Origin of the sequence: Massilia luteola, from assembly GCF_034420155.1 — a bacterium.
In the GTDB taxonomy this organism is placed as follows: Bacteria; Pseudomonadota; Gammaproteobacteria; order Burkholderiales; family Burkholderiaceae_D; genus Telluria; species Telluria luteola.
Genome location: NZ_JAXOFN010000002.1, coordinates 163,948 through 190,412 on the forward strand (window position 1 = coordinate 163,948; position 26,465 = coordinate 190,412).

At 62.2% G+C, this 26,465-nt stretch carries 27 protein-coding genes and 1 pseudogene; 26 read left to right on the forward strand and 2 right to left on the reverse strand.

What is annotated here, in order from left to right; genetic code table 11:
- Positions 1–177: 177 nt before the first annotated feature.
- The 9 genes from U9J41_RS03720 to U9J41_RS03760 all read left to right on the forward strand — a co-directional run bounded on the left by U9J41_RS03720 (position 178) and on the right by U9J41_RS03760 (position 14,375).
- Entirely contained in the window at positions 178–1,260 is a 1,083-nt protein-coding gene (locus tag U9J41_RS03720; protein ID WP_322400343.1) for a WD40/YVTN/BNR-like repeat-containing protein, read from the forward strand.
- Positions 1,203–2,690: a cellulose binding domain-containing protein gene (locus U9J41_RS03725; protein WP_322400344.1), complete on the forward strand. Its 1,488-nt coding sequence runs from the start codon at positions 1,203–1,205 to the stop codon at positions 2,688–2,690. The genes U9J41_RS03720 and U9J41_RS03725 overlap by 58 nt, the downstream gene beginning before the upstream one ends.
- 28 nt (positions 2,691–2,718) lie before the next feature.
- Positions 2,719–3,309: a PEP-CTERM sorting domain-containing protein gene (locus U9J41_RS03730; protein WP_322400345.1), complete on the forward strand. Its 591-nt coding sequence runs from the start codon at positions 2,719–2,721 to the stop codon at positions 3,307–3,309.
- A 210-nt stretch (positions 3,310–3,519) separates the two neighbouring features.
- Positions 3,520–4,719 (forward strand): XylR family transcriptional regulator, encoded by a 1,200-nt coding sequence (locus U9J41_RS03735; protein ID WP_322400346.1) that lies wholly within the window; start codon positions 3,520–3,522, stop codon positions 4,717–4,719.
- Positions 4,720–5,178: 459 nt separating this feature from the next.
- Entirely contained in the window at positions 5,179–6,456 is a 1,278-nt protein-coding gene (locus tag U9J41_RS03740; protein ID WP_322400347.1) for a hypothetical protein, read from the forward strand.
- Between the two features lie 60 nt (positions 6,457–6,516).
- Positions 6,517–9,666, forward strand: coding sequence for a TonB-dependent receptor (locus U9J41_RS03745; protein WP_322400348.1), 3,150 nt, complete (start codon positions 6,517–6,519; stop codon positions 9,664–9,666).
- Positions 9,667–9,940: 274 nt separating this feature from the next.
- Positions 9,941–11,494: a glycoside hydrolase family 43 protein gene (locus U9J41_RS03750; protein ID WP_322400349.1), complete on the forward strand. Its 1,554-nt coding sequence runs from the start codon at positions 9,941–9,943 to the stop codon at positions 11,492–11,494.
- Between the two features lie 87 nt (positions 11,495–11,581).
- Positions 11,582–12,850, forward strand: a complete 1,269-nt coding sequence (locus tag U9J41_RS03755) for a glycoside hydrolase family 5 protein (protein WP_322400350.1) — start codon at positions 11,582–11,584, stop codon at positions 12,848–12,850.
- A gap of 58 nt (positions 12,851–12,908) precedes the next feature.
- Positions 12,909–14,375: a nucleoside hydrolase-like domain-containing protein gene (locus tag U9J41_RS03760; RefSeq protein WP_322400351.1), complete on the forward strand. Its 1,467-nt coding sequence runs from the start codon at positions 12,909–12,911 to the stop codon at positions 14,373–14,375.
- Positions 14,376–14,467: 92 nt separating this feature from the next.
- Here the strand turns inward: U9J41_RS03760 and U9J41_RS03765 are convergent, their stop codons facing one another.
- A complete protein-coding gene (locus tag U9J41_RS03765; protein ID WP_322400352.1) occupies positions 14,468–14,794 on the reverse strand; it encodes a hypothetical protein in 327 nt (108 codons plus the stop codon).
- Between the two features lie 376 nt (positions 14,795–15,170).
- Here U9J41_RS03765 and U9J41_RS03770 point away from each other — a divergent pair, with 376 nt between their 5' ends.
- The 4 genes and pseudogenes from U9J41_RS03770 (at position 15,171) to U9J41_RS29300 (ending at position 18,679) form a co-directional block, all read left to right on the forward strand.
- Complete coding sequence (locus tag U9J41_RS03770) at positions 15,171–17,507, forward strand: dockerin (protein WP_322400353.1); 2,337 nt, start codon at positions 15,171–15,173, stop codon at positions 17,505–17,507.
- Positions 17,508–17,627: 120 nt separating this feature from the next.
- Positions 17,628–17,843: pseudogene (locus tag U9J41_RS03775) on the forward strand (IS3 family transposase); the annotation flags it as partial.
- Between the two features lie 242 nt (positions 17,844–18,085).
- A complete protein-coding gene (locus tag U9J41_RS03780) occupies positions 18,086–18,343 on the forward strand; it encodes a hypothetical protein (protein WP_322400354.1) in 258 nt (85 codons plus the stop codon).
- A 78-nt stretch (positions 18,344–18,421) separates the two neighbouring features.
- Positions 18,422–18,679 carry a DUF4832 domain-containing protein gene (locus U9J41_RS29300; RefSeq protein ID WP_425260027.1) on the forward strand — a complete coding sequence of 86 codons (258 nt, stop codon included), beginning with the start codon at positions 18,422–18,424 and terminating at the stop codon, positions 18,677–18,679.
- Between the two features lie 33 nt (positions 18,680–18,712).
- On the opposite strand, the gene U9J41_RS03785 is transcribed toward U9J41_RS29300, so the two are convergent.
- Positions 18,713–19,063 carry a DUF3693 domain-containing protein gene (locus tag U9J41_RS03785; RefSeq protein ID WP_322400355.1) on the reverse strand — a complete coding sequence of 117 codons (351 nt, stop codon included), beginning with the start codon at positions 19,061–19,063 and terminating at the stop codon, positions 18,713–18,715.
- A 235-nt stretch (positions 19,064–19,298) separates the two neighbouring features.
- Here U9J41_RS03785 and U9J41_RS03790 point away from each other — a divergent pair, with 235 nt between their 5' ends.
- The 13 genes from U9J41_RS03790 to U9J41_RS03850 all read left to right on the forward strand — a co-directional run bounded on the left by U9J41_RS03790 (position 19,299) and on the right by U9J41_RS03850 (position 26,464).
- Positions 19,299–19,487: a hypothetical protein gene (locus U9J41_RS03790; RefSeq protein WP_322400356.1), complete on the forward strand. Its 189-nt coding sequence runs from the start codon at positions 19,299–19,301 to the stop codon at positions 19,485–19,487.
- 90 nt (positions 19,488–19,577) lie between these two features.
- Complete coding sequence (locus U9J41_RS03795) at positions 19,578–19,841, forward strand: hypothetical protein (protein WP_322400357.1); 264 nt, start codon at positions 19,578–19,580, stop codon at positions 19,839–19,841.
- Complete coding sequence (locus tag U9J41_RS03800) at positions 19,838–20,704, forward strand: phosphoadenosine phosphosulfate reductase family protein (RefSeq protein ID WP_322400358.1); 867 nt, start codon at positions 19,838–19,840, stop codon at positions 20,702–20,704. The genes U9J41_RS03795 and U9J41_RS03800 overlap by 4 nt, the downstream gene beginning before the upstream one ends.
- A 2-nt stretch (positions 20,705–20,706) precedes the next feature.
- On the forward strand, positions 20,707–20,997 hold the full coding sequence (locus U9J41_RS03805; protein WP_322400359.1) for a hypothetical protein: 291 nt from the start codon (positions 20,707–20,709) through the stop codon (positions 20,995–20,997).
- The gene (locus U9J41_RS03810; protein ID WP_322400360.1) at positions 20,997–22,871 is read left to right on the forward strand and encodes a replication endonuclease; all 1,875 of its coding nucleotides are present in this window, start codon (positions 20,997–20,999) and stop codon (positions 22,869–22,871) included. Before U9J41_RS03805 ends, U9J41_RS03810 begins: the two co-directional genes overlap by 1 nt.
- Positions 22,831–22,989, forward strand: coding sequence for a hypothetical protein (locus U9J41_RS03815; protein WP_322400361.1), 159 nt, complete (start codon positions 22,831–22,833; stop codon positions 22,987–22,989). Before U9J41_RS03810 ends, U9J41_RS03815 begins: the two co-directional genes overlap by 41 nt.
- Entirely contained in the window at positions 22,989–23,153 is a 165-nt protein-coding gene (locus U9J41_RS03820) for a hypothetical protein (protein ID WP_322400362.1), read from the forward strand. The genes U9J41_RS03815 and U9J41_RS03820 overlap by 1 nt, the downstream gene beginning before the upstream one ends.
- The gene (locus U9J41_RS03825; RefSeq protein WP_322400363.1) at positions 23,150–23,512 is read left to right on the forward strand and encodes a hypothetical protein; all 363 of its coding nucleotides are present in this window, start codon (positions 23,150–23,152) and stop codon (positions 23,510–23,512) included. The genes U9J41_RS03820 and U9J41_RS03825 overlap by 4 nt, the downstream gene beginning before the upstream one ends.
- Positions 23,499–23,927, forward strand: coding sequence for a hypothetical protein (locus U9J41_RS03830; protein ID WP_322400364.1), 429 nt, complete (start codon positions 23,499–23,501; stop codon positions 23,925–23,927). Before U9J41_RS03825 ends, U9J41_RS03830 begins: the two co-directional genes overlap by 14 nt.
- Complete coding sequence (locus tag U9J41_RS03835) at positions 23,924–24,742, forward strand: hypothetical protein (RefSeq protein WP_322400365.1); 819 nt, start codon at positions 23,924–23,926, stop codon at positions 24,740–24,742. The genes U9J41_RS03830 and U9J41_RS03835 overlap by 4 nt, the downstream gene beginning before the upstream one ends.
- A gap of 281 nt (positions 24,743–25,023) precedes the next feature.
- A complete protein-coding gene (locus U9J41_RS03840; protein WP_322400366.1) occupies positions 25,024–25,821 on the forward strand; it encodes a major capsid protein P2 in 798 nt (265 codons plus the stop codon).
- A gap of 15 nt (positions 25,822–25,836) precedes the next feature.
- The gene (locus U9J41_RS03845) at positions 25,837–26,184 is read left to right on the forward strand and encodes a hypothetical protein (RefSeq protein WP_322400367.1); all 348 of its coding nucleotides are present in this window, start codon (positions 25,837–25,839) and stop codon (positions 26,182–26,184) included.
- 4 nt (positions 26,185–26,188) lie between these two features.
- Positions 26,189–26,464: a hypothetical protein gene (locus U9J41_RS03850; RefSeq protein WP_322400368.1), complete on the forward strand. Its 276-nt coding sequence runs from the start codon at positions 26,189–26,191 to the stop codon at positions 26,462–26,464.
- Position 26,465: the final 1 nt, after the last annotated feature.

Sequence of the window (26,465 nt, forward strand, 5' to 3'; positions counted from 1 at the left end):
TCGCCCACGATGGACGGCCTATGCTTCACACATGGGCCGGGTTCCGCTACCCCGGCCGCAGACGCGACATACAGCTCTTCGTATATCAGGGACGGCGTCGATAAATTCGCTTCAAGACTTGTGCGCCGACGGTGGTCGCAGCTCGTAAATTAAAAAATAAAAAGACGGGAGACGGTAATGCAATTGAAGAAAATGGTGGCTTGCCTGATGGCGGGTCTGCTGGTGTCGTTCGGCGCCGCGGCTGAAAACTATCGCTGGGATAACGTGGCGATGGGCGGTGCCGGCTACGTCACCGGCGTGATCCCCAGCAAGAGCGAGCGCGGCGTGGTGTTTGTGCGCACCGACGTGGGCGGCGCGTACCGCTACGATGCCCACGCCGGGCGCTGGATCGCGCTGACCGACTGGCTGGGCGAATCCAATACCGGGCTGATGGGTGTGGAGTCGCTGGCCATCGATCCGAAAAACGCGGCCAATGTCTACATGCTGGCGGGCACGGAATACTACAACAACGGCCAGACCGCCATCCTGCGCTCGACCGACTACGGCAAGCATTTCGACGTGATCGATGTGACGGCCCAGTTCAAGGCGCACGGCAACGGCATGGGCCGCTCGAATGGCGAACGGCTGCAGGTCGATCCGGGTTCGGGCAATGTGCTGTTCGTCGGCACCCGCCATAACGGCCTGTTCAAGAGCGTCGATTCGGGCACGACCTGGAGCCACGTGGACGGCCTTGACGTCAACGAGACGCCCAACGGCAACGGCATCGGCTTCGTGCTTCTCGACCCGGCCAGCGTCAGCAACGGTACGGCCAAGCGCATCTATGTCGGCGTGTCGCGCTACGGCTCGGTGGGCCCGAACCTGTACTTCAGCAAGGATGGGGGCGTGACCTTCGTCCCGGTCGCCGGCGCGCCGGCCGGCCTGATGCCGCAGCGCGCGGCCATCACATCCAAGGGCCGCCTGTACCTGACCTACGCTAACGGCGCCGGTCCGCACGGGCAATCCGATAGCGAGCCGATGACCACCGGCCAGGTATGGGAATACAACACCGTCGGCGGCGCCTGGACCAATGTGACGCCGGCCGGCGTGAGCACCCCGTTCGGCGGCATCAGTGTCGACCCCAGCAATCCCAAGCATCTCGTGGCCTCGAGCATCAACACCTGGCAGTACCAGCAGCATGAGCCGACCGCGACTTGGGCGACCGCGTGTATACCTCGCTGGACGCGGGCCGTACCTGGACCGACGTGTTCGCCAATGGCATGACGGTCGACACCAACGGCGTCCCGTATAGCGAGACCGCCTCGATCCACTGGCTCGGCTCGATCGAGTTCGACCCTTTCGATCCGAAGAGCGTGTGGGCGATCTCGGGCAACGGCCTGTACAAGACCAGCAATATCGACGCGCCCAACAGCGTCTGGAAATTCGACGTGCACGGCATCGAAGAGAGCGCCACCTTCGCCGTCGAGAGCATTCCGGGCGGCCCGCTGGTGTCGATCATCGGCGACTACGACGGCTTCATCCAGAATGATCCGTCCGAGTACGTCCAGCGCCACATGCCCGCGATGGGCACGACCACCGGCCTGGCCATTGCCGCCCAGGCCCCCCATGTGATGGCACGGGTCGGGGATGAGCTCTACACCTCGACCGATATGGGGTCCAGCTGGAGCAAGGCACCCAGCAAGATGGCCACGCGCGGCAACCTGGCCCTGTCGGCCGACGGATTCGTGCTGCTGCACAGCCCGGAGAATTCGACGACCACCTACCGGTCGACCGATTTCGGCGCCAACTGGACGGCCGTGGCCGGCCTGGCCGTGAACAATGCGCGTCCCGTGGCCGACCCGGTCAACCCGGACAAGTTCTATGTCTACGAACGCGACACCGGCAAACTGATGGTGAGCACCGACGGCGGCGTTTCGTTCAGCCTCAGGACGCCGCTGCCCGCGTGGGGCTCGAACCTCCTGCGCGCCGCACCTGGCCGCGAGGGCGACCTGTGGGCCTGCATGGACTCGAAGGGCCTGTTCCATTCGACCGATTCGGGGACGACCTTCAGCCAGGTGCCCAGCGTTGCCTCCTGCACGGTTATGGGCCTGGGCAAGGAAGCACCGGCTGCCACCTATCCGACCCTGTACATGTGGGGCGCGGTGGGCGCCACGCGTGGCCTGCTGCGCTCGATCGACCAGGGCGCCAGCTGGGACCGCGTCAACGACGACGCCCACCAATATGGCGGTAGCCACGGCGACTGGGTCACTGGCGACATGAACACCTACGGCACGGTCTATATGAGCACCAACGGGCGCGGGATCGCCTACGGCAAGATCGACCCGGCCGGCGACGTCCAGGTGGTGCCGCAGGTGTACGTGCCGCCGCCGGTGACCCGCAACGAGTGCACCTACGTGGTGACCAGCAATTGGTGGGGCGGCGGCATCGCCGTCGTGAGCATCACCAACAAGGGCACCGACGTCATATCCGGCTGGACGGTGAACTGGACCTACGCAGACAAGTCGACGGTGCCCAGCTTCTGGGGCGCAAACGTGACCGGTACCACGCCGACGTTCAGCGCCACGAACCTCGACGAAGACTGGAGCCGCAACATCTGGCCGGGTCAGACCGTATCGTTCGGCATCGTGTTCGGCAACGAGGCGACCGAGAACCCCGTCTCGACGCCTGTCGTGACCGGCGATGTGTGCAAATAAGTACGCTCCCAATTCATCAGGATCCGTCATGAAAAAAACTTTGTTTGCATTGATCGCCAGCTCGACCCTGCTGCTGGCGGGCGGCGCCCACGCCGGCGTGACCAGCTTCGACGAGCTGGCCACCGACGGCGACTTCACCAGCCTGAACGACATCAGCCCGTACGCAGGGCTGAACTGGAGCGGCGACTGGTTCGCCGGCGACAACACCATCGACGGCTACGCCAACGCCGCCCACTCCGGCGCCAACTTCGCCGTCAACGGTTTCGGTTCGGACGCCGTCACCGTCGATAGCGCCACCGGCTTCAATTTCACCGGCGCCTGGTTCGCCACGCCGGCAGGTGCCGCCGACAAGGCGAACTGGATCAATATCAGTGCCTACGATGCCGCCAACCAGCTCATCGGCACTACCGGGAACATCGCCATCGGCGCCAGCTATCTGTGGGTGGGCGCGGCCTTCAGCAACGTGTCGTCGCTGAGCATCACACGCGACAGCGGCTGGTATGTGATGGACGACTTCACCACCGCCGCCGCCGCCACGGTGCCCGAGCCCGGCACCGGCCTGATGCTCGGGATCGGCCTGCTGGCGCTGGTGGCGGGGCGGCGCAGGTTTCCGCGCTGACGACCGCGCCAGTCCTGTTCTTCACACAGTTTATCTCCTCCGCAGCGGGTTTCCGCAGTGGTTTGCGGGGCAGCTTCGGCTGCCCCCTTTTTTGAGACGGCCACGCATGGGTGCACGTGTGCCGGTGCAAGTCGGGCCGCGATCGGCCAGTGAGTGAAGCGAAACGCAGCTGTGGTAGTTCCGGAAATGTTTTTCAAGCACACAAGTAAAATGAAGACGACGAAAGCACACCAGATCGCGCTGTTATTCAACGCGAACAATATATTCGATCACGACGTCATTGCCGGCATTGCGGCCTATTTCGGCAGTACCCGGGTGGCCTGGGATATCTTCATGGAAGAAGATTTCCGACTGCGTCTGTCGGGCATCGAGCAATGGCAGGGCGACGGCATTATCGCCAATTTCGACGATCCGGCCGTGGCGGAAGCATTGTCGCGCTGTCGTGTACCGGTGGTGGCAGTCGGCGGATCCTACGCCGACCCGGCCAATTACCCCGCCGGGGTGCCCTACGTGGCGACCGACAATGCCAAGCTTATCGAACTGGCACGGCAGCATCTGATCGATGTCGGGCTGCCGGCTTTTGCCATGTTCAGTGTTCCCGCCACCGAGGAAAACCGCTGGGCGCGAGAACGCGAGAATACATTCCGCAGCCTGATGGAGGGCGACCGGCTGGAAGCGGAGATTTTCCGTGGCTGCGAAACCAGCGTCGAGTCGTGGGACGAGGCGGTCCAGGGGCAGATCGACTGGTTGCGCAACTTGCCCAAACCGGTCGGCATCATCGCCGTCTCGGACGCGCGCGCGCGCCAGCTATTGCAGGCTTGCATCATCGCCGACATCGAAGTGCCGGAACAGGTGGCGATCATCGGCATCGACAACGACCCGCTGGTGCGCAGGCTCACCCGCATACCGCTCAGCTCAGTGATTCAGGGCGCGCATGAGATGGGGGGCGTGGCTGCCCATCTGATGGAGCAGATGCTGCACGGGGTGCGCCCGCCGGACACGCCGATCGTGGTGCCGCCGGCCGGCCTCAACGTGCACGCGTCCAGCCAGTACCAGCTGGTCAAGCATCCGAATGTGATGCGGGCGCGCCACTTCATCCGCCAGTATGCCTGCCAGGGCATCAAGACCGAACAGGTGGCCGACTACGTCGGCGTGTCGCGCTCCTCGCTCGACGCCAACTTTCGCCAGGAACTGGGATGCAGCGTGCACGACGTGATCCTGAGTTTCAAGCTCAATGCCGCCAAGGCCGGCCTGGAGAGCGCGGAGTGCAGCATCGAGGACGTCGCGCTCGGCAGCGGCCTCACGTCCGTCCAGCAAATGCATCGGGTGTTCAAGCGCGAGCTTGGATGCACGCCGCGCGCCTATCGCGAACGCGTGCTTAGCGAGCGTGGACAGTTGTCGCCAGCTTAGAACTGCACCTGGCGTCCGCAGGGAGCGCGGCGGAGATCCAGGCACCACTTAAAAAATTGTGACTCGGCCGGTCTTCTGAAGGGATGAGAGTTTTAAATATATAAAAAGCAATATATGTCAATACGGCGCCATCGAAGCAGCCGATTGACCGGTATCGATAGTAAAAGCAGGGAGACAAGACATGTACCTCGAGGTAATCGAATGCGGCAGCAAGCGGCCCGCAGACCCTTCCTTCGCCGGCCTTGTGCACATATTTGCGCCGTTTGCCCTGCGTTTTTGAAAACGATTTCATAACGACAGTGAGGCAGTGCAAGTCCATACATCCTTGACCAGGACCACCGTCCATGCCGCGAACGCGAAGCGGGGCAGGGACCCAACTTTTCTTGACATCGGCCCAGCCGGTGCCGAGCAATTTCAGCGAACACAAAAGAAAGGGACATTCCAATGAGGAGACATACCATGAGATTCCAGCTGACGGCAGTCGGACTGGCCTGCGCCACGTTGCTGGCCGGCTGCGGCGGCGGCGGCGGTTCGGGCGATGGCGCGATGGCGCAATCCATTTCGTTCCCGTTCGTGGGCGGGCAGCCGATCGCCATTCCGCCCGACGTTACGACCATCCCGCTGACGGCAACGGCGAGCGGCGGTGGTGCAGTCACCTACACGTCGAATACGCCGGATATCTGCACCGTCAACGGCGCCACGCTGTCGCTGATCAAGCCGGGCGAGTGCTCGGTGACCGCCAGCCAGGCGGGTGGCGACGGCTACGCCCCGGCTTCGGAAAGACAGCTTTTCGGCATTCCCAAACAGCCGCAGACGGTAACCTTCCGCAATCCGGGCACGCTGCCGCTGGACTCGACGCCGGTGCCGCTGGTCGCAACGTCCAGCATTGCGGGCAAACCCGTTACCTTTACGTCCAGCACGCCTACGGTCTGCACGGTCAGCGGCAACACGCTGACCAAGGTCGACAACGGGCTGTGCAAAATCACCGCGCAGATGGTCGATGATATCTATGCCCCCGGCACGGTCGTCCGGAGCATCCCGATCGGCACCGCACAGGCGGACGCACTGACGTTCCTGAGCGGCTATACGGATGCGTCCAATACCAAAGAGCAAGGCAACCTTGGCGGCAACGGTTACACCAGCGAGAACGGTTGGTGGTGCAATGGCTTGTGCACTACGACGGTCGACGCCGGCGCCGGCACCTATATGTTCGACTTTACCGCCACGCTGCCGAGCGCCCCCGACGGCAGGTGGATCGGCGCCGGCTTCGATATGTACGCATTGGCTCCCGGCGTGCGCGATCTCGTCAAGAACGCGGACACGACGGGTGGCCTGCATATCGATGCCCAGTCCGCGATCAAGTTCAATTTCGCGGAGAACGACGAATGGTTCAAGTCGAGCAACAATCAGGTCAACGTCAGGCTGGTCCTCGGCCACCATGCGATGGTGCCGGACCCCAACAACGCCGGCAAGACGATGGACTGTAACGTGACCCTGCAGTCGGTGATCACCCCGACGTCTGCGGCACCGACCGATTACAGCGTCAATCTGAAGACATTCACGATCGCGGATGCGTGCGGTATGACCGGACTTGATCCCTGGTTCGAGTTGCAGGACTACCCGGTTTCCAAGGTCGATTTCGCAGCGAACAGCTCGAACATCTCCGTACCGCTCTCGGGAACGACGGCGACCTTCCGGACCCGGGGCACGCTCACCGGACCGATCACCTTCCAATGACGACGTACGGCCACTGCCCCGGCGCAGTGGCAATAGGGCATATACAAGAGGATATAGATAATGACAAGAATTGAGACGAAGATCGTGAGGAAACCGATCAAGATGACTGCGCTGTCGTTCGCGGTGGCGCAGGCTGCACTGGTCTGGGGTGGTGCGGCGCACGCGCAGTCCACGCCGGCCGGCGACCCGGCCACGCAGACGGTGGTCGTGACCGGCCAGCGCGCCGCCATGCAGTCGGCGCAAAAGCTCAAGCAGAACGCCGAGGAAGTCGTCGATGCCGTCGTCGCGGAAGAAGCCGGCAAACTGCCGGACAAGTCGATCACCGAAGTGCTGCAGCGCATCGCGGGCGTGACGATCGACCGCAACCGTTCGCGCGGCGACCCGGAACACTTCTCGGTCGAAGGTTCGGGCATCTCGGTGCGTGGCCTCACCTGGGGTTCGTCCACGCTGAATGGCCGTGAATCCTTCTCGGCCGGTTATCCGGGCCGCGAACTGAGCTGGGGCGACATTCCGCCGGAACTGATGTCCGCAGTGGTCGTGCACAAGAATCCGCCCGCCGAGCTGGTTGAAGGCGGCGTCAGCGGCCAGGTGGATCTGCGTACCGCGCTCCCGTTCGACTACAAGGACAGCAAGGTCGCCCTGTCGGCGAACGGCAACTACAACGCCCTGGGCAGCAAGAAATCGCCGGGCCTGTCGGCCCTGGTGTCGAAGCGCTGGCATACCAGCACCGGGCAGTGGGGCGCGTTGATCGACCTGTCGGTCAACCGCACCAATTCCCACAACGATACGGTGCAGGTGGATGCGTATTACCCACGCACCGACCTCGTTGCCGGCCAGACCGTCTGGATACCGAAGTCCGCGTCTTTCCGCACCAACACGAGCCAGAACGACCGTGCCGGTATCTATGGCGCGCTGCAGTGGAAGAACAACGGCATGGAATCGGCCCTGACGTACTTCCACTCCGGTTACAAGTCGGCCAATACCGAGAACGCCACGTTCACGGCCGTCGAGTCGCCGTACCTGGTCAAGCCGCTCAATCCGGAGTTCAACCAGAACGGCATCTTGCAGAAAGCCCTCTACACTTACCCGACCGGCGGCCTGGGTGCGAACAACTTCGCGGCCGGCGGCCTGGGTTTCCAGTCCGACTCCGGCTTCGATACCAGCAGGTCGCAGACGCGCGAGATGGCCTGGAACTTCAAGTGGACCATCAACGACCGCTGGGCGATCCAGAACGACGTGCAGTGGGTGCATGCGACGAACAGCGCCGAAGGCAACGTCATGACCCTGGGCACGTTCGTGCCGAGCATGGGCATCGACTTGTCGGGCAATCTGCCGAAGGTGACGTTCGACGACAATGACCGCGCTTTCCTGGCGAATCGCGACAACTACTACATGGGCTTCCTGATGCCGTCGATGACGAAGGCGAAGGGTGACCTGTATGCCTGGAAGACCGATGCGCGTTTCCGCTTCGACGACGATGTCCTGCGCGACCTGCGCTTCGGCGTGCGTCTGACCAAGCGTACGGCGGTCCACGTCGACGCCACCGGCGGCATCGGCGGCTGGAAGAGCGTGGCCGAGCCGTGGTCCGTCAACCAGACGAAGATTCCGGGTACGCTGCCCCTCGTCGGGGACAGGGGTTGGCAATCGCGCGCAAACAACAGTTACTTCAGCGACCCGCGTTTCGGCGACCTGGTCAAGACAACCCAGTATAACTTCCCGACCTTCTTCAACGGCAAGGTGCCCCAAGTGCCGACGATGGTAGTGCCGGACCCGGCCTTTGTCCGCAACCTGGCCAATAATGCGCTGCTCAAGCCGTACATGCTGATGCAGTGCCAGGACGCCAACGCATACTATGGCACCAACAACGATTGCTCGACCGCGGATGGGGGCTGGAAACCACTGGCCTACAATGACGATCCGGCCCAGACCAGCAGCCAGCAGGAGCGCACCGAAGCCGGCTACGGACAACTGCGCTTCGGCTTCGACAACCTGCGCTTCCCCGTCGAGGGCAATCTCGGCGTACGCGTGATCCACACGCGCAGCGAGTCCCACGGCTTCACGATCTTCAATCCGACGTATGGCTCGGACACGTCGCCGGTGATCCCGCGCTTCGCCCCGATCAAGGATCCGGTGAATGCGTCGCAGCAGTACGTCGATGTCCTGCCCAGCCTGAACCTGAAGGCCGACCTCACGGACAAGCTGCAAACCCGCTTCGCGTTCGCCAAGTCGATGTACCGTCCGCCGTTCGACAACCTGAACGAGTACGTCACGCTGAACCAGAACATCACGGCGGGCACCGGCGCCGACAGCGGCAAAATCCAGAGCATCAGCTACACGGGCAACGACAGGGGTAACGCCAACCTGAAGCCGATCCGCTCCACCAACTTCGACTGGACGCTCGAATGGTATCCGGGCAGCGGATCGTCGCTGACCCTGGCCGTGTTCCGCAAGAACGTGCGTGACATCATCCTGAACACGGCGTTCACCCGGAGCTACAAGGATCTGGCCGGCAACGACCAGACGTTCCTGATCACCGGTCCGGACAACGTCGCCAAGGGTTCGGTGACGGGCCTGGAACTGGCGGGCCAGACCTACTTCAACAATGTGCCGGGGCTGGACCGTATGCTGCCGGACTGGGCGAAGGGCTTCGGTATCTCGGCGAACTACACGTACATCGACAGCAAACAGGACCTGTATCATCCGTTCACCCAGAAGTATTGCCCGGCGAATGGATCGTTCAACAACGCCTCGCTGAGCCTGTACGGTTGCGACACCAACGGTCTGCCGTTCACGTCGATGCCGATCCAGTACCTGTCGAAGAACGCGTACAACCTCATGTTCCTGTATGACCGCGGCCCGCTGTCGGCACGCCTGGCGTATAGCTGGCGCAGCCGCTTCCTGCAGGGCGTGGGTGCGAACGGCACGGGCGGTTCCGACGGCACGAGCGCCGATCCGGCCCGCGCCGCCGCGAACGGGGGCGTGGCACCGACCGACGTGGGCTTCGGCCTGCCGACCTGGCAGGAAGCGACCGGCCAGCTGGACTTTGGCGTGGATTACAGGTTCAACGACCACATCTCGGGCAACTTCTCTGCGAGCAACCTGACGGACATGGTCGTGCGCCAGACGCAGCAACAAGGCATCGGCACCATGGCCCGCGCCTGGTTCGAGCCAGGCCGCAGCTACCGCCTGAGTCTGCGCTACACGTACTAAGGGGCAAAGGCGGTCCCGCCCGCGGGGCCGCCCCAGCCTTGCCGTCAACAAGCCAGCCCGGTTCGGGCTGGCTTGGTGCGGCGGCGCGCCGGGTGACCTGGATGTGAAAGTCCTCTTCGCCGGTCTTGCGGTCCGGGCAGGACTTCAAGCCGGTCTCGGCGAGCAGGCATGGTTGATCGCATGGCCGATCGACGACTCGCCAAAACCGCATATGGACTGAACGGGCGCCATGCGCCGTGGATTTTGCCGAACTCTCGAATTATTCTTTTATTCCATGAAAAAATTTAGCCTCATTTTTGCCTTGCTTGTTTTGCCTGTTCACGGCGTGGCCTTGGCGCAAGCCCAGAATCCCCTGATTTTTGCCGATGTGCCAGATCTGTCCATGATCAGGGTCGGCAAGAATTATTATATGAGCAGCACGACCATGCACATGAATCCGGGTGTGCCCATCATGAAATCGACCGATCTTGTCAATTGGAAGATAATCAATTATGCCACGGACAAGTTGGCAGATATGCCGGAGCTGAATTTAACAGACGGCAAAAGCGCATACAGCCGGGGCACCTGGGCCAGCAGCCTGCGCTTTCATAACGGCATGTATTATCTGAGCACGTTTTCATACACCACGGACGAAACTTATATTTTCAGGACCCGGGACATCGAAAAAGGAAACTGGAAAAGGGCGTCCTTCAAGCCGGCGTATCACGACAATTCCCTGGTTTTTGACGATGGCAAGGCGTACTTGATTCATGGCGCAGAAAAATTAAAAATCGTCGAATTGAATGACGACCTGACGCGAGTAAAGCCAGGCGTTCCGGAGAGGGTTCTGATCGATAATGCAAGTACCCCGACAGGAAAACAAGTAGGCCTGAGCGCGGAGGGATCCCAGCTCTTCAAAATCCATGGGAAATATTATTTATTTAATATATGCGCACCACGCGGGGGAATGCGAACCGTCCTGATACATCGGGCGGATAGTCTCGATGGGCCGTGGGAAGGCAGAGTGGCCTTCCAGGATAGAGGGATTGCCCAAGGTGGATTGATCGACACTCCTGACGGGCGCTGGTTCGCCTATCTTTTCCGCGATTATGGGGCCGTTGGCCGCATTCCTTATCTGGTGCCGGTCAAATGGGAAGACGGCTGGCCCGTATTGGGCGAAAATGGGAAAGCCCCGGACACGCTGGACCTGCCGGCAAGCACGGGCTTGATTCCGAATCTGGTTGCTTCCGATGAATTCGATCGCAAGAAGGGACAGGCGGCATTACCTTTGGTTTGGCAATGGAACCATAATCCGGACAATAAACTCTGGTCGGTACAGGAAAGAAAGGGATATCTCCGGCTGAAAACAGCCCGGATCGACACCTCATTTGTACAGGCAAGAAATACGCTCACCCAGCGTACGATCGGTCCGGCAAGCACCGGCTCCACCCTGGTGGACGTTTCCAAATTGAAGGAAGGCGATTTCGCGGGATTAAGCGCCTTCCAAAAGAATTTTGGACAGGTTGGCGTCAAGCTCGAAAACGGAAAAAAATGGATCGTCATGGTCAATGCCGACTCCGATAATCCGGTGGAAGTGCAGCGGATTCCGTTGACGCAAAACCAAGTCTATTTAAAGATCGATTGCGATTTTACCGACATGAAAGACCAGGCCACCTTTGCGTATAGCCTGGACGGAAAGGAGTGGAAGCGGATCGGCGACACATTGAAAATGATCTACGCCATCCCGCATTTTATGGGCTATCGCTTTGCATTATTCAACTATGCAACAAAAAATCCCGGCGGGTATGCGGATTTTGATTGGTTCCGGATTAACTACAAAGATAAATGACTGCGCTGCGCCCCCCAATGCTGGCACTTGGCCTGAGAAAACCTTCTGGGCTGCATGACAATTTGTCAGCATGAAAATTTCGAGGTTATGATGAAGTTCATCCGTGCATTTTTATTAATTGGAATCCTGTCGCTCAACGTTGGCTGTGGCGGCGGCTCGGGAAGCAGCGCGGCGCCGACGGCACCGACGCCAGCCGCCACCACGCCGGCTGATACGACGCCGGTGCCGACAACGCCAGCTCCAACGGCGCCCGCCGCGGATCTCTATCCCGACTACAACACGAATCCGGTCGCGCCCGATGCGACCGGCATGGGCAGCACCGCTGTCCAGATCGCCAGCCGGATTCGTCTGGGTTTTAATATTGGCAACACGATGGAGGCGATCGGCGGAGAAACCGCCTGGGGCAATCCCCCGATCACGGAGGCGCTGATCAAGGCGATCAAGGCGAATGGATTCAACGCCATCCGACTGCCGGTTGCCTGGGATCAGTACGCCAACCAGCAGACCGCCAAGATCGACCAGGCCTGGCTGGACCGCGTCAAACAAGTCGTCAAATACTGCGTCGACAACCAGATGTACGTGATCTTGAACATCCATTGGGACGGCGGTTGGCTCGAACGAAACGTCCAGCCCGACAAGCAAGTCACAGTGAACCAGAAGCAAAAGGCGTTTTGGGCGCAGATCGCCACGCAAATGCGCGACTTCGACGAACATTTGATTTTTGCCGGCGCCAACGAGCCGAGTGCCACCACGGCCATCCAGATGCCGGTGCTCATGTCCTACCACCAGACCTTCATCGACACGGTGCGCGCCACCGGCGGCAGGAATGCTTACCGCGTCCTGGTGGTGCAAGGGCCGGCGGTGGACATCGATTATTCACAGAAGCTGTGGACGGTCATGCCAAACGACACCGTCAGCAATAAGCTGATGTATGAGGTGCACTTTTATCCCTGGCAATTTACCCTGATGGAGAAAGATGAATCGTGGGGCCATGCATTCTATTACTGGGGCAAGGGTAATCATTCGACCACGGACACCGCCCACAATGCCGACCAGATGGAGGAGCCCTATGTCGATCAGCAGTTTTTGAAGATCAAGCAGCAGTTTGTCGACAACGGCATTCCGGTCGTGCTCGGCGAGTACGCCGCGATGCTGCGTACCAATCTGACGGGCGATGCACTGGCCCTGCATAAGAAGTCGCGCATCTATTATATTAACTACACAACCCATGCGGCGGTGGCCAACGGTGTGTTGCCGTTCTATTGGGACGTCGGCGGCCTGATCGACCGGAGCAACGATAATGCAGTCCTCGACCCCGACCTCCTCGATGCGCTGGTGAAGGGCGCAACCCCGTAAGCTGCCGAACCTACGATCGTATAACAAGCAGACAGGCGGAACGGAGGTATCCGTTCCCTTGTCCCCAATTCAAACTGAGATGATGCGACTACTTCCAATCACGGCGATGTTGGCGACGGTACTCGCTTGCGTGCCGGCCCTTGGCTTCGCCCAACCCAAGCAACGCCTGATTGTCCTCACCGATATCGAGGCCGATCCCGATGACAGCCAGTCGCTCGTACGCTTGCTTCTGTACGCGAACCAGATCGATATCGAAGGGATCGTCGCCACGACCTCCACGCATCAGAAGTCGCGTATCGCACCGGCATCCATACGTGCGATCATCGACGCCTATGGCCGGGTACAACCCAACTTGTTGAAGCACGAACCGGGGTTCCCGAAAGCGCAGGCGCTCAAAGCCCTGGTGCGCTCCGGCTTACCAGTCTACGGCATGCAAGGTGTCGGCGACGGCAAGGACTCGCCGGGATCGGACGCCATCATCAAGGCCCTGGAGAAAAATGATACGCGGCCCCTATGGGTTGCGGTCTGGGGCGGTCCCAATACGCTTGCTCAAGCGTTGTATCGGATTGGCCACGACAGGACACCGCAGCAGACCGCTCGCCTGCTAAGCAAGTTGCGGGTTTACACGATCTCCGATCAGGACGATTCCGGTATCTGGATACGCACCCAGTTTCCCGATCTGTTTTACATCGTCAGCCCCGGCGGGTATGGCAATGGCACTTGGACTGGCATCCACGTGGTCGAGCCGGACTTCGACAACACGGAAGTGAGCAACGACTGGATCGCGGCGCATATTCAACAGGGGCATGGAGCGCTGGGCGCGGTGTATCCGGATGTTTCTTTTGGCATGGAGGGCGATACGCCATCCTTCCTGTCCTTGATACCGAACGGCCTGAACGCACCCGAGCATCCGGACTGGGGCGGCTGGGGTGGGCGCTACGAGTTCTACACGCCTGCGTTGAAAGATACGAATCCTGACGGCTTCACCGGCAACGTACCTGTATTGCAAGAGCCTCATGCGATCTGGACCAACGCCGTGGATAGTTACAGGCCGATGGTCCACAGCGATTTCGGCCGCACCGTGCACGCCCACGACAAGGTCTCCACTGGGTACAGGACCACCATCTGGCGCTGGCGCAAGGACTTCCAGAACGATTTCGCAGCCCGAATGGAGTGGAGCACCAAGCCATACAAGGAGGCGAATCATCCGCCAGTAGTAAAGCTCACCCCTGGCGATCGGCTGACCGTCAAATCCGGCGAGGGCTTCATGCTGAGCGCGGCCGGCAGCTCCGATCCCGACGGAGATAGCTTGAGCTACCTGTGGTTTCAGTATCCCGAAGCAGGCAGCTACAGGAAGGAGATCAAGCTCGGGTATGCGGAAAACCATCATACCGTTTGGGGGCAGGCGCCCGTGGTGACCAAGACGGAGACCGCCCACTTCATCGTAAAGGTTACCGATAAGGGGAGTCCGCCGCTGACGCGCTACGGACGCGTCATCGTCACCTTCATACCGTCTGCGCCCTGAGCAAGCAAGTCATTTCACCGCGTTTAAAAAAGGCCCGGAACAGACGCGGACGGGCATGGCCGCGCCGATCGACGCGGCCCGCCTGAACCGCTTCATCCCAAGCGCTCGGCCTGCCCCGGCAGGTTGCGACCACGCAGCCCGATCCCGCTCGTCCTCATCACGCAGCCTGCATGCCGCGGCTGAACCGCTGCCGTCCAGCGCTCGCGCCAGGCGCGGGCGCGTCGGCCATTCCACCCCTGGCCAGTATCCATGTCGCCGGCCGATCCACGATAGTTCCACGGTTGGAGCGTGGCAGCCATTTCCTCTGGCCAGTTTGCCGACCTGCCGCCAGTGGCCGCGGCCGGTTTCACTGTGACAAACATTGCTTGCAATTTCTGCGGTTTACAAGAAATTCGATTGGCGGCGATATCGTTGTTCATGAGGGCCGGCCTATGTTTCGCACAGGGGCCGGGTTCCGCTACCGCCCCCGGTCGCAGACACAAAATAAAGAGGCCAGTTCCGCTGTCGAGCCTGTGCTGCCTTCATGCGGCGGTGGCGGCTTCGTCGCCACTGGGACCCAATCTCGATGGGTTTTAACTATATAAAAGATGTCGGGGCGAGGCATGGCGCGTCGGGTGATGAAAGACATCACCACGAGACATCGGCCGACGACCCCGGCACAGGAAGCGCGCTTCGCGCCGGTCAGGCGCAGTCTTCCCGGTCGCCACGCCCGATGATGTCAGGCATGGCGACCAGCGCGGTGGAGCTACGTTCGATACCGGAAACGCCAAGCCAATCCTATTTTGAGGAGACATTATGATTCGGAAGCACAATTACATCATTCCGGCGTTGCTCGGGGCGCTGCTCGCGGGTTGCAGCGGGGGCAGTGCGCCCCCCGGTGCGTCCGGCACCGCACCGGTCCTCGCCGCCACGACCGGCTCGGTCACCACTTATACGAGCGTGAAGTGGGCCGGTGGCGGCTACGTCACCGGCCTCGTCTACCATCCGACGACCGCGGGCCTCATGTACGCACGCACCGACGTCGGCGGCGCCTACCGCTGGAATGATTCAAACGGGTCGTGGACGCCCATCACCGACGGTCTCGGTTTCAACGGGGGCGAGAGCGAGTTTCACGGCGTCGAAAGCATCGGCCTCGATCCGGCCAACGACCAGCTCGTCTACCTGGTCACCGGCGTGTATACGAAAGACGGCAGCGGCAACCCGACTAACGGCCGTATCTATGCCTCCAGCAACCGCGGCCTCACCTGGACGCACTACGACCTGCCTTTCCCGGTGGGTGGCAATGAAGGCGGCCGGGCCATCGGCGAACGCCTGAAGCTCGATCCCACCAATCCGTCGACGATGTTCTACGCCTCGCGCACGGCCGGCCTGTGGAAAAGCACGAACTCGGGTCAGACGTGGACCCAGACGGCTCTGTCGAGCATCGTGCTCACGGGCGCCCAGATCCAGGCTATCGGCGCCGTGAAGGGCGTCGAGCAGATCATGTTCGACAACTCGAACGTGGGGGGCGGCCAGACGACCTGGATCATGTATGCCGCCGTCGCGCCGGACTACGGCCAGGTGGCGGGCCTGACCTCGACCCTGTACAAGTCCGTCAACGGCGGCTTTTCGTGGACGCCGGTGTCGGTCCCGTCGAACGTGTCCGGTTACTACGTCCCGCACATGGTGCGTACCAGCGACGGCATGTACTATGTGGTATTCAACCAGAACGCCGGCGAGGGCGCCGGCGGTCCCGGTTACCTCTACAAGTTCGGTGGCGTGGCCGGCAATGAGTCCTGGACCCAGCTCTCCAGCATCACGACCGGCGGCGGCTACGGCGGTGTGTCCGTGTACGGCACCGGCTCGACGGCCCGTATCGCGCTGGCCGTGACCGGGACCTGGAGCTCCGCCGGTCCTGTCGTCCAGCTGTCCGACAACGGCGGCGGCACCTGGCGCGAAATCGCGGGCGGCATGCTGCATTACGGCGGACAGTTCTGGGGCTGGGTCGACGACATCGAGATCGATCCAGCCAACCGCGACCACATCATGCACGTCACCGGCGGCGGCGTCTGGGAAACCTGGAACGCGTCGTCGGCCACGCCGAGCTGGGATTTCCCGAACAACAACCTCGAGGAGACCGCCACCCTGGCCGTCGTCACGCCGCCGGCCGGCGCGCCGTACAAGTTCGTCAACAGCGCCGGCGACATCGGGACATGGGTCCAGACCGACCTCGCGACGACGCCGACCAGGGGCCCTCTCGCCGATTGGAACAATGGCAACTACGCGGACGTGCTGTGGTCTGATCCGAATTACATCGTCGGTGCCGGCTTCAACAATGCAAGTCAACCAAAAAGCGTCTTCGGCTTCTGGTCCGGCGACGCCGGTAACTCGTGGTCGAACTTCGCGACCCTGCCTGCGGGCGCGGCAGCGAACGATTCCGACAACGGGAGTATCGTGACCACGTCGCGCAACAACGTGATCTGGGCGCCGTCCGCCACGGTGCCATCCTATACCACGAACAATGGCGCGAGCTGGACCGCGACCAACCTGCCGGCGCCGGCAAACCCCGGCGGCTGGCCTAACGGCTATCGCCTGGTCGTCGACCGGAAGAATCCGAACAAGGTCTATGCGTACGATTCGGGTGGCGCATTCTGGGGCCCGGCGGGCAAGGTCTACGTCTCGACCGATGGCGGCCACAACTTCACGCTGAGCCAGGGCTCGGTGTCGGCGAACCTGTACCACAATGCCTTTGATCTCACGTCGATGGTGGTCAACCCCAACGTCGAGGGCGACCTCTGGCTGGCCGACGGTAACGCCGTGTACCACTCGACCAATTCGGGGTCGACCTGGACCAAGCTGAACGGCTTCGCGACGGTCGGCGACGACGGCGCGCGGGGCCAACTGCATGGCGCCAGCGTGATCGCCCTGGGCAAGGCACAGGCAGGCAGCCCGTACCCGGCGGCGATCTACGTCGTGGGTACGATGAATGGCGTGTGGGGCTTGTACCACTCCGACGATGGCGGTGCGACCTGGGCGCGCTTCAACGATGATGCGCACCAGTACGGCGGCATCGGCGCGATGGCGGGCGACTGGAACACCTACGGGCGCGTCTACTTCAGTGGCGCCGGCCGCGGTTTGATCTATACCAACTGAGTGCTATGCTCCTGACGTAGCGAATGACCACTGCGGCGCCGGAAACGGGCCGCAGTGAACCGCCCCGGATTTTGTAGAGGCTCCATTGTTTGAGAAATTGGAGCGTTGAAGAAGCAGCCCGCAATCGAATCGATCGCGGCCGAGATCGGCTGCATACCTGAAACACTACGTCGCCGGGTACGCCAGCAAGAGCGTGACTCAGGCCGGCGTCCAGCGTCGACCATCGCCGAAGACGAGTGCATCAAGGCGCTGGAGCGAGAGGTGCGTGCGCTGCGCGAGGCAAACGAGTCGTGCGCTTGGCGAGTACGTTTTCGCCCAGGCGGTGTTCGTCCACCGTCGATTCAAGGCGCAGCAGCCGGATCGGCCGTGGGTCAGCGATTCCACATATGAACCGGGCGCGCACGCAGCGTGGGATATCGTCGCGGCTGCCGGAAGAGGGCGCCGTGCGGAAGGGCGTATAACCCGGTTCGTCCACGCGGGCAAAGCGCATCACCGGCTGCGGGCTGCCCTCCGGTTCGGCACGGGTGCGGCCAGTCCCGACCTTCCGGCACAGACGGTTCGCCGGCGCGACGGGCGGCGTGAGCCATGGCGTCGGCGGCAGCACGCTCGGCCTCGCGCAGCCTGCCTTGCGGATCATTGACCTGGGCGTCGCGGCCAGCCTGGGCGATTTGCGGCCGATCGGCGCTGGCGTGCCGCTGCTTCCGGACTTCTCCGATAATCGATGCAAGAAGGCACAGGCGAATCGCGGTCTGAACCTGCCTCGACAACAATCTCGGCAGCACAGCGCACAGGAAGGTGGCTGCAAAACCAGGCTGGATCGCTCGCTGTGTCGATGATTTTTTAGTCTGTAGCGAATCATCCGGCCCAAAAACCATCATGGTATTAGTGCGTGATTTCATCCGTGTCGACGTGAAATTCGCCGGGCGAAAAGCCACGTAACAAGGGGTTTATCATGCTGGGCTGCGCCGTTCAACGGCCGTAACGTGGAACTGGTGTTCCGTAATTCCGCGACCGGTGCCTTGTATCGTGTCCAGCTGGCGAAGGATCCGCGCCGGTGGCAGGCAGGCCAGACCGTCACGATAGGTAAGAAGTGTCATCGGTTTTACGTAAGGGCGCTTGTACGTACTGTGATTTTTCGTGACGCGTTACGACGAGGTCTAAATTTCGCATAATCTATATTTATCTCGAACCGGATTTACTACCTATCAGCGAGCGTGCGCTAACCGCCGGGACCAGTCCCGGCGGCGCTCCACACCCGACCAGCTACCTGATAGGAGGGTATTAAAAGACGCGGAAAATTTTTCCATAAGGCCCGTCCACCGGGCCTTTTGTTCGTCCGTTTTTGCGCGTTCGGCGTTCGCCGCCGCGATCACCACGAGCGGGTTGATGCCGAGCGCTTCGGCTACCGTCAACGCCGCGTCATCATCGAGAACGCGGCGCCCGGTGCGGTAGCTGCTCATCGCACTTTGCGAAAAACCAAGCTTTTTTGCCAATGCATAGTCCGACGCTATGCCTAGATGCCGCTTGACGGCATCGAGATATTCATGGGTGTTCATAGCTCTCCTCAGGGCTAATTCCGCGTTTTTGCGCGGCGATGGGCGAACCATAACCCAATGCATTGCACGTGACAACCGCAACACAATTGACGTGCATTTCGCTTGACGTGTATGACACGTGAGATGTAGTCTCCGTTTTGTCGCGGGGAAATCTCTCGTCTCCTCAGGCTACAGGCGGCCCCGACCGCGCCCCGCGACCTTCTGCCTGAGAGACAAAAACGCCTGAGGAGGCCAAATGTCGGAAACACAAGGTTACAAAATCACTTACAAGACAGTATCTGTCGCCCGTGTAGCTCTGTACGCCCGTGAGCGCCAATTGGCGGACTGGCTGGAGCTTGAGCAGGAAAACGAACGCCTACGCGCCCATCTGATGTGGGAGCTCGCAGACGTCCAGGCCGCCATTGCAGAATTGATGATGCTGTGATGCGCGCCCACATCGAAAACGCCGCCGCCGCGTTCTTCGGCGCGCTCCTGATCGCGGCGCCGGCCGCTTACATGCTGCTGGGTGGCCCTCATGCGTGAGCCCATCGACACCAAAACCGCCGACCTCCTGCCGACGTGCGATCTGGCCGGCGAGCGCCGGGCCAAACCGACCCAACGCGAAAAGACCGCCGCCCGCGTCGCGAAGATGCGCGAGCGGCGCGGCCTCAAGGCCATCACGGTCAACCTGCCGGCCGAACTGGTCGAGGAATTCCACACCCGGCGCAAGGCGCGCGACCAGTCCGCGAACGACGCCATCGCGCACTTGCTGCGCACGCAGTACTTGAGGAAGCGATGATGCGCGATCCGTTCTATTTCGACGGCGAGGGAGCAATCTCGTTCAGCGGCGGCCGTACGAGCGGCTACATGCTGTGGCGGGTTCTACAAGCACACGGCGGTACGTTGCCAGATCACGTCCGCGTGTTCTTTGCCAACACCGGCAAGGAAGCAGAAGAAACCCTTGAATTCGTCCGCGACTGTGGCCGTCACTGGAACGTGCCCATTCTGTGGGTCGAGTTCCGCGACGATGAAACCGGCTATGCCGTGGTTGACTTCGAAACTGCAAGTCGCGACGGCGAGCCGTTCGCGGCCCTGATCCGCAAGCGCCGATACCTGCCGAACCCAGTCACGCGTTTTTGTACCACTGAACTCAAGATCAGGGCGATGCACCGGCACATTCGCACACTCGGGTGGGGCCGCTGGGACCAGATGATAGGAATCCGCGCCGACGAACAGCGCCGCGTGGCGAAGATCCGCGCACGTGGTCGCAGTACCGAAACGTCGAAGGAAACGATGCTTATGCCGTTGGCGGATGTCGGCGTCACGAAGCACGACGTTATGGCGTTCTGGAACTCGCAACCGTTCGACCTTGGGCTAAAGAACGTGAACGGTGTTACCCCGGGCGGGAACTGCGATCTATGTTTCCTGAAAGGCCCGCGACAAGTATTTTCGATGATCCGGCAGAGGCCGGGCTTGGCCGTTTGGTGGGCCAAGCAAGAGCAATGGGCGAGCGAGAACATCGACGGCCCATCCAAGGGCGACGGGTGGCGGTTCAGGAACGACCGTCCGGGCTACCAACGCATGCACGACTACGCGCTTGCACAAGGCAACCTGTTCGAGGACGCCGAGGACGATGCAATTCCATGTTTCTGCGGGGACTGACGATGAAGACGCTCACACCGAAAGAAGCAGCCGCGCTGGCCCGCCTGGACGACGTAGGTGCGGCCGAAATCAACCGTGAGGAATGGTGGCATCTGCTGCCGCTCCGCGAGCGTGAGCGCGCCGTGGGCGTCGCGGGAATGCCGCGCGAGCGCGCCGGTCTGCCATTGGCGACGTTCAACGATCAGGACCGCGAGCGCGTGCGCCTCGCGCTGGCCGCGCACATCGCGCAAATGCGCCTCATCGTGCAATGCATGGCGGCCCACAACACGAACCGCGCCGGCTACCTGCACTGATGCCAACGATCCAGCAAGAACGCGGCGTAAAAACAGTAGCCGGCCTGCCGGTGCGCTGGGGCCGCCGCGCCTACCGCGAACTGTCGGCCGCCCTGCGCGACGACGGCCCGGAGTCCGACCGATATCGCGACCTGTGCCGGCTGCTGGACGAAGTGACGGCCGCGCCGTTTCCTCTGGACGCCACGGACGCCCATATTTGCGTGCTGGCCGAGCGCTACGCGTCCGATTGCGCGACGCACGGCGCGTTCATCCACGAGCCGGCCGCACTGCGCGCGCGCATGGCGCACGTGTGCAGCACCGCGGGCATCGAGCCGCCGACCGTCGATGACGACGCGCAGGCCATCGCGCGTTGCACAGACCCGATGTGGTGGCGCCGTAGCATGCGTCGCGTGCACGGCCGCGCAATCGAGGCCGCTGCAATCCGGCTGGGCTTCGTGTCGGTGCGGGCCGGCGCGTACGCGAGTGACGAAACCGTGTCGCGCCGGCTCGCCCAGGTGGCGCGCAACCGCAAGGCGCTGGAGTCGGTGACGATCGCGAACGAGGACGGATACGAATGCACGTTGGCAGACGCCGCGAGCAAGACGACCAGCAATCCGCGTATCCGTCGCGGGGAACTGATGTTGCGGCTTGCCGGATGCGAGGCCGTCGCGAAGGACATGCAGCACGTGGGCCTGTTCGTGACGACGACGGCGCCGTCACGCTTTCATGCCGTGCTGGCGGCGTCCGGGACGATGAATCCAAAGTACGACGGAAGCACGCCCCGCCAGGCACAAAAGTACTTGGCGAAGGTATGGACGCACACGCGCGCCGACTACGGCCGGGAAGGCGTCAAGCCGTACGGGTTCCGCATCGCAGAACCGCACCACGACGGCTGCGTGCATTGGCACATGCTGCTGTTCATGCGCCCTGAACAGGTCGAGACGTTCAAGGCCATCGTGACGAAACACGCGCTCAAGGTGGACGGCGACGAGCCGGGCGCGCGCACCAATCGCGTGAAGTTCGAACAGATCGAACCGGCGAAGGGTAGCGCCGCCGCCTATCTGGCGAAGTACATCAGCAAAAACATCAACGACGACAGCGAGGCCGCGCACGACGAGGTAATCGGCGCGGACGGACAGCCGGTCAAGATCGAAATGCCTGCCAATGACGCGGACCGCGCAAGTCAGCGCGTGGACGCTTGGGCGGCAGTGTGGAGCATCCGCCAGTTTCAGCCCATCGGACAGCCTCCCGTGATCGTGTGGCGCGAACTGCGCCGCGTGAGCGAAGAGGCCGTGGCGGACGCGTCGCCCGCGATCCGCATGGCCTGGAACGCCTGCCAGCGCGTTGAGGCCGTGGACGAGGAAACCGGCGAAGTGATGGTCGAGCCGGCCGATTACGCCGACTACCTGCGCGCCCAAGGCGGCGTGAACATGGGTCGCGATTACCGCATCGCCATCGCAAAGGAAGAGGCCCGCGTAGAGGGTCGCTACGGCGCGCGCGACGCGCTCGCGCCGGTCGGCGTGTACGAGCGGGTCGCGCCGGACGTGACGTACAAGAGCACGCGTCACACATGGACACGTACGGCCGCCCGGGTCGGGGTTGCCGTTCCTTGGAGCCCTGTAAATAACTGTACGGCGTCCACGTGGGCGGGACGCCCGCGAGCCGGCAACGAGTGGTTCTCGGGCATGGCGGAGCCGGGGCCGGTGGCCGATTTCGATGACTGCTGGTTCTCATCCGACGAATTCCAGCACGTATACATCGAGCCTGCGGAGCAGGTAGACATTCTGGAGCGGGCGATAGCGTCCGCCTTCGATCAACAGGCCCGCTCTCGCGCGGCAAAAACGGGGAATCCTCATGGATCAACTGGAGCAAAAACGCATGGATTCAGCGCTTGAGGCGAAAGCCTGCGCGCTTATGCGGCAATACGGGTTCTTTCTGCCGGGCCCGGCGAAGACGTTCTTTCGCGAACTGGCGGACTACCTCAATTGGAACAACCTGAAAGGGATGATGTGATGGAAGACGTGAAAAAAACGGAAGTGGACTATGGCGAGAACAATGGACTGATCGGCCATCCGATCACCAACCAGCTGATGGAGCAGGACCGCGCGGCGCTGTCGGCCGACGAGGCCGGCGCCGTCGTGGTCGACCTCAACCAGACGACGGAGGACCAGGCGTGAGCGACGCGAAGCAGATCATCGGCAACATCGATTGCCCGGTATGCGGGCATGAAATGCCGGTCAAGGCCGACAAGAACGGCCACGCCTACGGCCATTGCGCGCACCGCTGCAATGCCCAGGTGTTCACCCGTAACGATCACCGCGACGGTCTGCTTCGCAAGGCGATGCGCCCGGTAACGGTATCCGTACCGTTACCGGAACCGACACCGGCTGTACCGAAACCGTCACACGCTGTAGGGGCCGCGCCGGTCCCGCCGCTGCCGACCGGTACACCACCGGTACAGCAACCGGCCGGAGCGAAAACGAAGGCGAACTGGTTCAGTCCCGTATTGGGAGGTGCAAAGCATGGACGTGCTTGACCAGATCGCGGCGGAGGCCGCGCCCGTCGAGGCTGAGCAACAGGCCCGCATCGACGCCATCGAGAACCCGCCGGCACCGGAACCGATCATTGACCCGTCGTACGGCTGGGCGCAGATCCCGGCCATGGTCGGCGGCATGCTGTCGATGGCGATGCCGGAGCTGCAAGGCGTCTACCATGAGGCGGCGTGCATGCAGTGGGGAACCGCCATGCACGCGGTAGCGACGAAACACGGATGGGAGGCCGGGGAAACGATGTCCCGCTTCGCGCCGGAAATCGCGTTGGCCGTGGCCTCGTTCCCGCTCGTGGTCCCAGTCGTCCACGCGGTCAAGGCACGTAAGGCGGCGGCTGCGGAAGCGGCGGACCGTCGCCTACGTGGCGTGGTCGAGCCCGAACCAGTACAGGTGACGGCGTGACGCTCCTGGGCAAGGCGCGCCGCGCGGCGGCAGAACAGGCGGTCGAAAAGAGCGCGCAGGCGGCGCGCGCGCCTCAAGTTGGGTCCACCGTAGCACCCGCACCGGAAAAAGCGCCTGTAGGGGCCAAAAAACGCGCCGCCGGGGGCACCAAGAACACGGCGAAGATTCACGCGGTCATCGGCGCGTCCGGCACGGGAAAATCCAGCTACATCAAAAAAGACCTCCTGCACAACTATTCGCAGCTCATCGTATGGTCCCCACTGGAGGACACGGACGACTACGCGTCTTTCTGCGGCGGCGTCGTCGTGCGTAAGGTGACTGACCTCGTGGCCCAGGTGAAGGCAGGCGCGCGCGCTATCGTGTACTGGCCGGCGGCCGGGTCGGACAAGGAACTGAAAACGCAGTTCGATCTGTTCTGCCGCGTCGTGTTCGAATGCCGGGGCGCGCACGTGCTGGTCGAGGAGTTAAGCCAGGTCACGATGCCGTCGTGGGCGCCGCCCGCATGGAAGAAGCTGAGCACGGCCGGCCGCCATCGCGGCCTGACCCTGATCGGCGTGAGCCAGCGCCCGGCGAACATCGACAAGGACTTCCTCGGCAACTGCACGGAAGTGCGTTGCTACCGCGTGAACTACGACGCCGACGCGAAAGTGATGGCGGATTCGCTGGGCCTGCAAGACACCTTCCAGGCGACCGGCCCGGGTGGCCGGCCGCAACGCCGCAAGGCCATGTTTCAGGTCCGCGAACTGCCGGACTTCCACTTTTTTCACAAAAATCCCGACCGTTCGTTGCGAAATGGCGTCAACGCGAAGCTGTAACGGTATGGGTAAGGGTATCGGGTACTGCGCATTGTCAGCCCGTCGACGGGACGGCATCGTGGGGCCTCTTGTTCGAAACCCTTAACCCATTCGTGAGGAAACCATGTCGAAAGAAGTCATGCATACCGCGCTGATCGCGCTGGCCGCGTTCGCAATCTGCTCCGTCGTGCAAAGCCAGTTCTCGATTCCCGTCGTCGGCAAATACCTGCCGGGCGCCTAAGTCGGCCAGCACGTGAGCGCCGCCTGCGGGCGGATCGTCAACACATAGCACAGGAAAAAACATGTCCTATTACGATCAAATGATCGACCTGCAGAACGCGACGCCCGGCAATATCGCGGTCCTGAAACTGTCGTACAACGCGACGTTCGATAAGCTGCATTTCAAGCTGGGCGGCGGCCTGACGAAGGCCGACATCGGCACGATCGAAGGCAAGGCCAACGGCGTCACCTTCTTCAAGGACGACGCGGCCAATCTGGCCCTGCTGGATGCCTACATGGGCGTCTACACCGAAGCCGGCACCATGACACTCGACTTCACCGAGACGAACGCCCGTGGTGGCGCCGCCGCGATGTACCTCGCGTCGATCCCGCGCAACCTGCTCAACTCGCTGACGTTCGAAGTGCAGATCAAATCGACGGCCGCCGCCGGCATGACGCTGAAATGCGAGGGCGAATATCGCGATCCGACCACCAACATGTACATCCTGCGCCGCAAGGATTTCACGATCCCCCTGGGCGTCACCGGCGACAACGATTACTCGCTGCCGTCCGCCGCGAACGGTGGCCTGATCAAGCGTATCCGAATTCACCACGGCGGCAACGTCACGAATGCCGAACTGCGCACGAACGGCTTCCCGCGCAAACGTGCGTCGGTGGGGTCGATCACCTATGCGCAAAAACGCAACCGCCTGACACCGCAAGCCAACATGCTGATGATCGACTTCATCGAAGACGGCAACCTCATGGGCATGCTGGACACCACCAAGGCCACGGAAACCCTGCTGCGCCTGACCACCTCGGCGCCGGACCAAGCGAAGGTCTACGTCGACTACATCGCCGACCTGCGCGCGCTGAACTGATCGAAGAGGGCGCACATGGACGACCTCTTTGACGACATGGGGCTCAGCCCCTTCGGTGAGGACACGGGAACCGTCCTGCCGGACGTGTCGAACGGTGCGCCGGACGAGCAGCCGAGCACGCCGACCGGCACCGGAAGCGGCTACTACATCCCGCCGACGTGGGAAAGCGGCCTCGTAGGCGGCTTGTCAAGCGTCCTGAACACGGTACTTCAACGTGAGCAGGCGAAGACGACCCAGCAGGTTACGACGACGAACGCCGCGACGACCATCGCTGTCGCGCAGCAGCAGGCGAAGATCACGAATCAGCGCTTGCTGATGTTCGGCGGGATCGCGCTCGTCGCCTTGCTCGTGCTGGAGCGCTGACGCCATGGCCGGAATTTCTCCAGGTGCGGGCATGATCCCGCCGTTACAGCTCAGCTTCGGGTCGTCGGCATCATCCGATGCCAAGGGCGGATCCGCTGTCGGCGGCGGCATGGGTGCGCTGAACGAAGGCAATTGGGTGATCCAGACGACCGGGACCGGCAACAACGACTCTGCGGCGACGAGCACGCCGGCGACGGCGGCCGCTGCCGCCGCGAGCGGCAACCCGATGATGCTCGTGCTGTTGGGGGTGGGCGCGTGGTTGCTGCTCCGGAAGAAGTAGC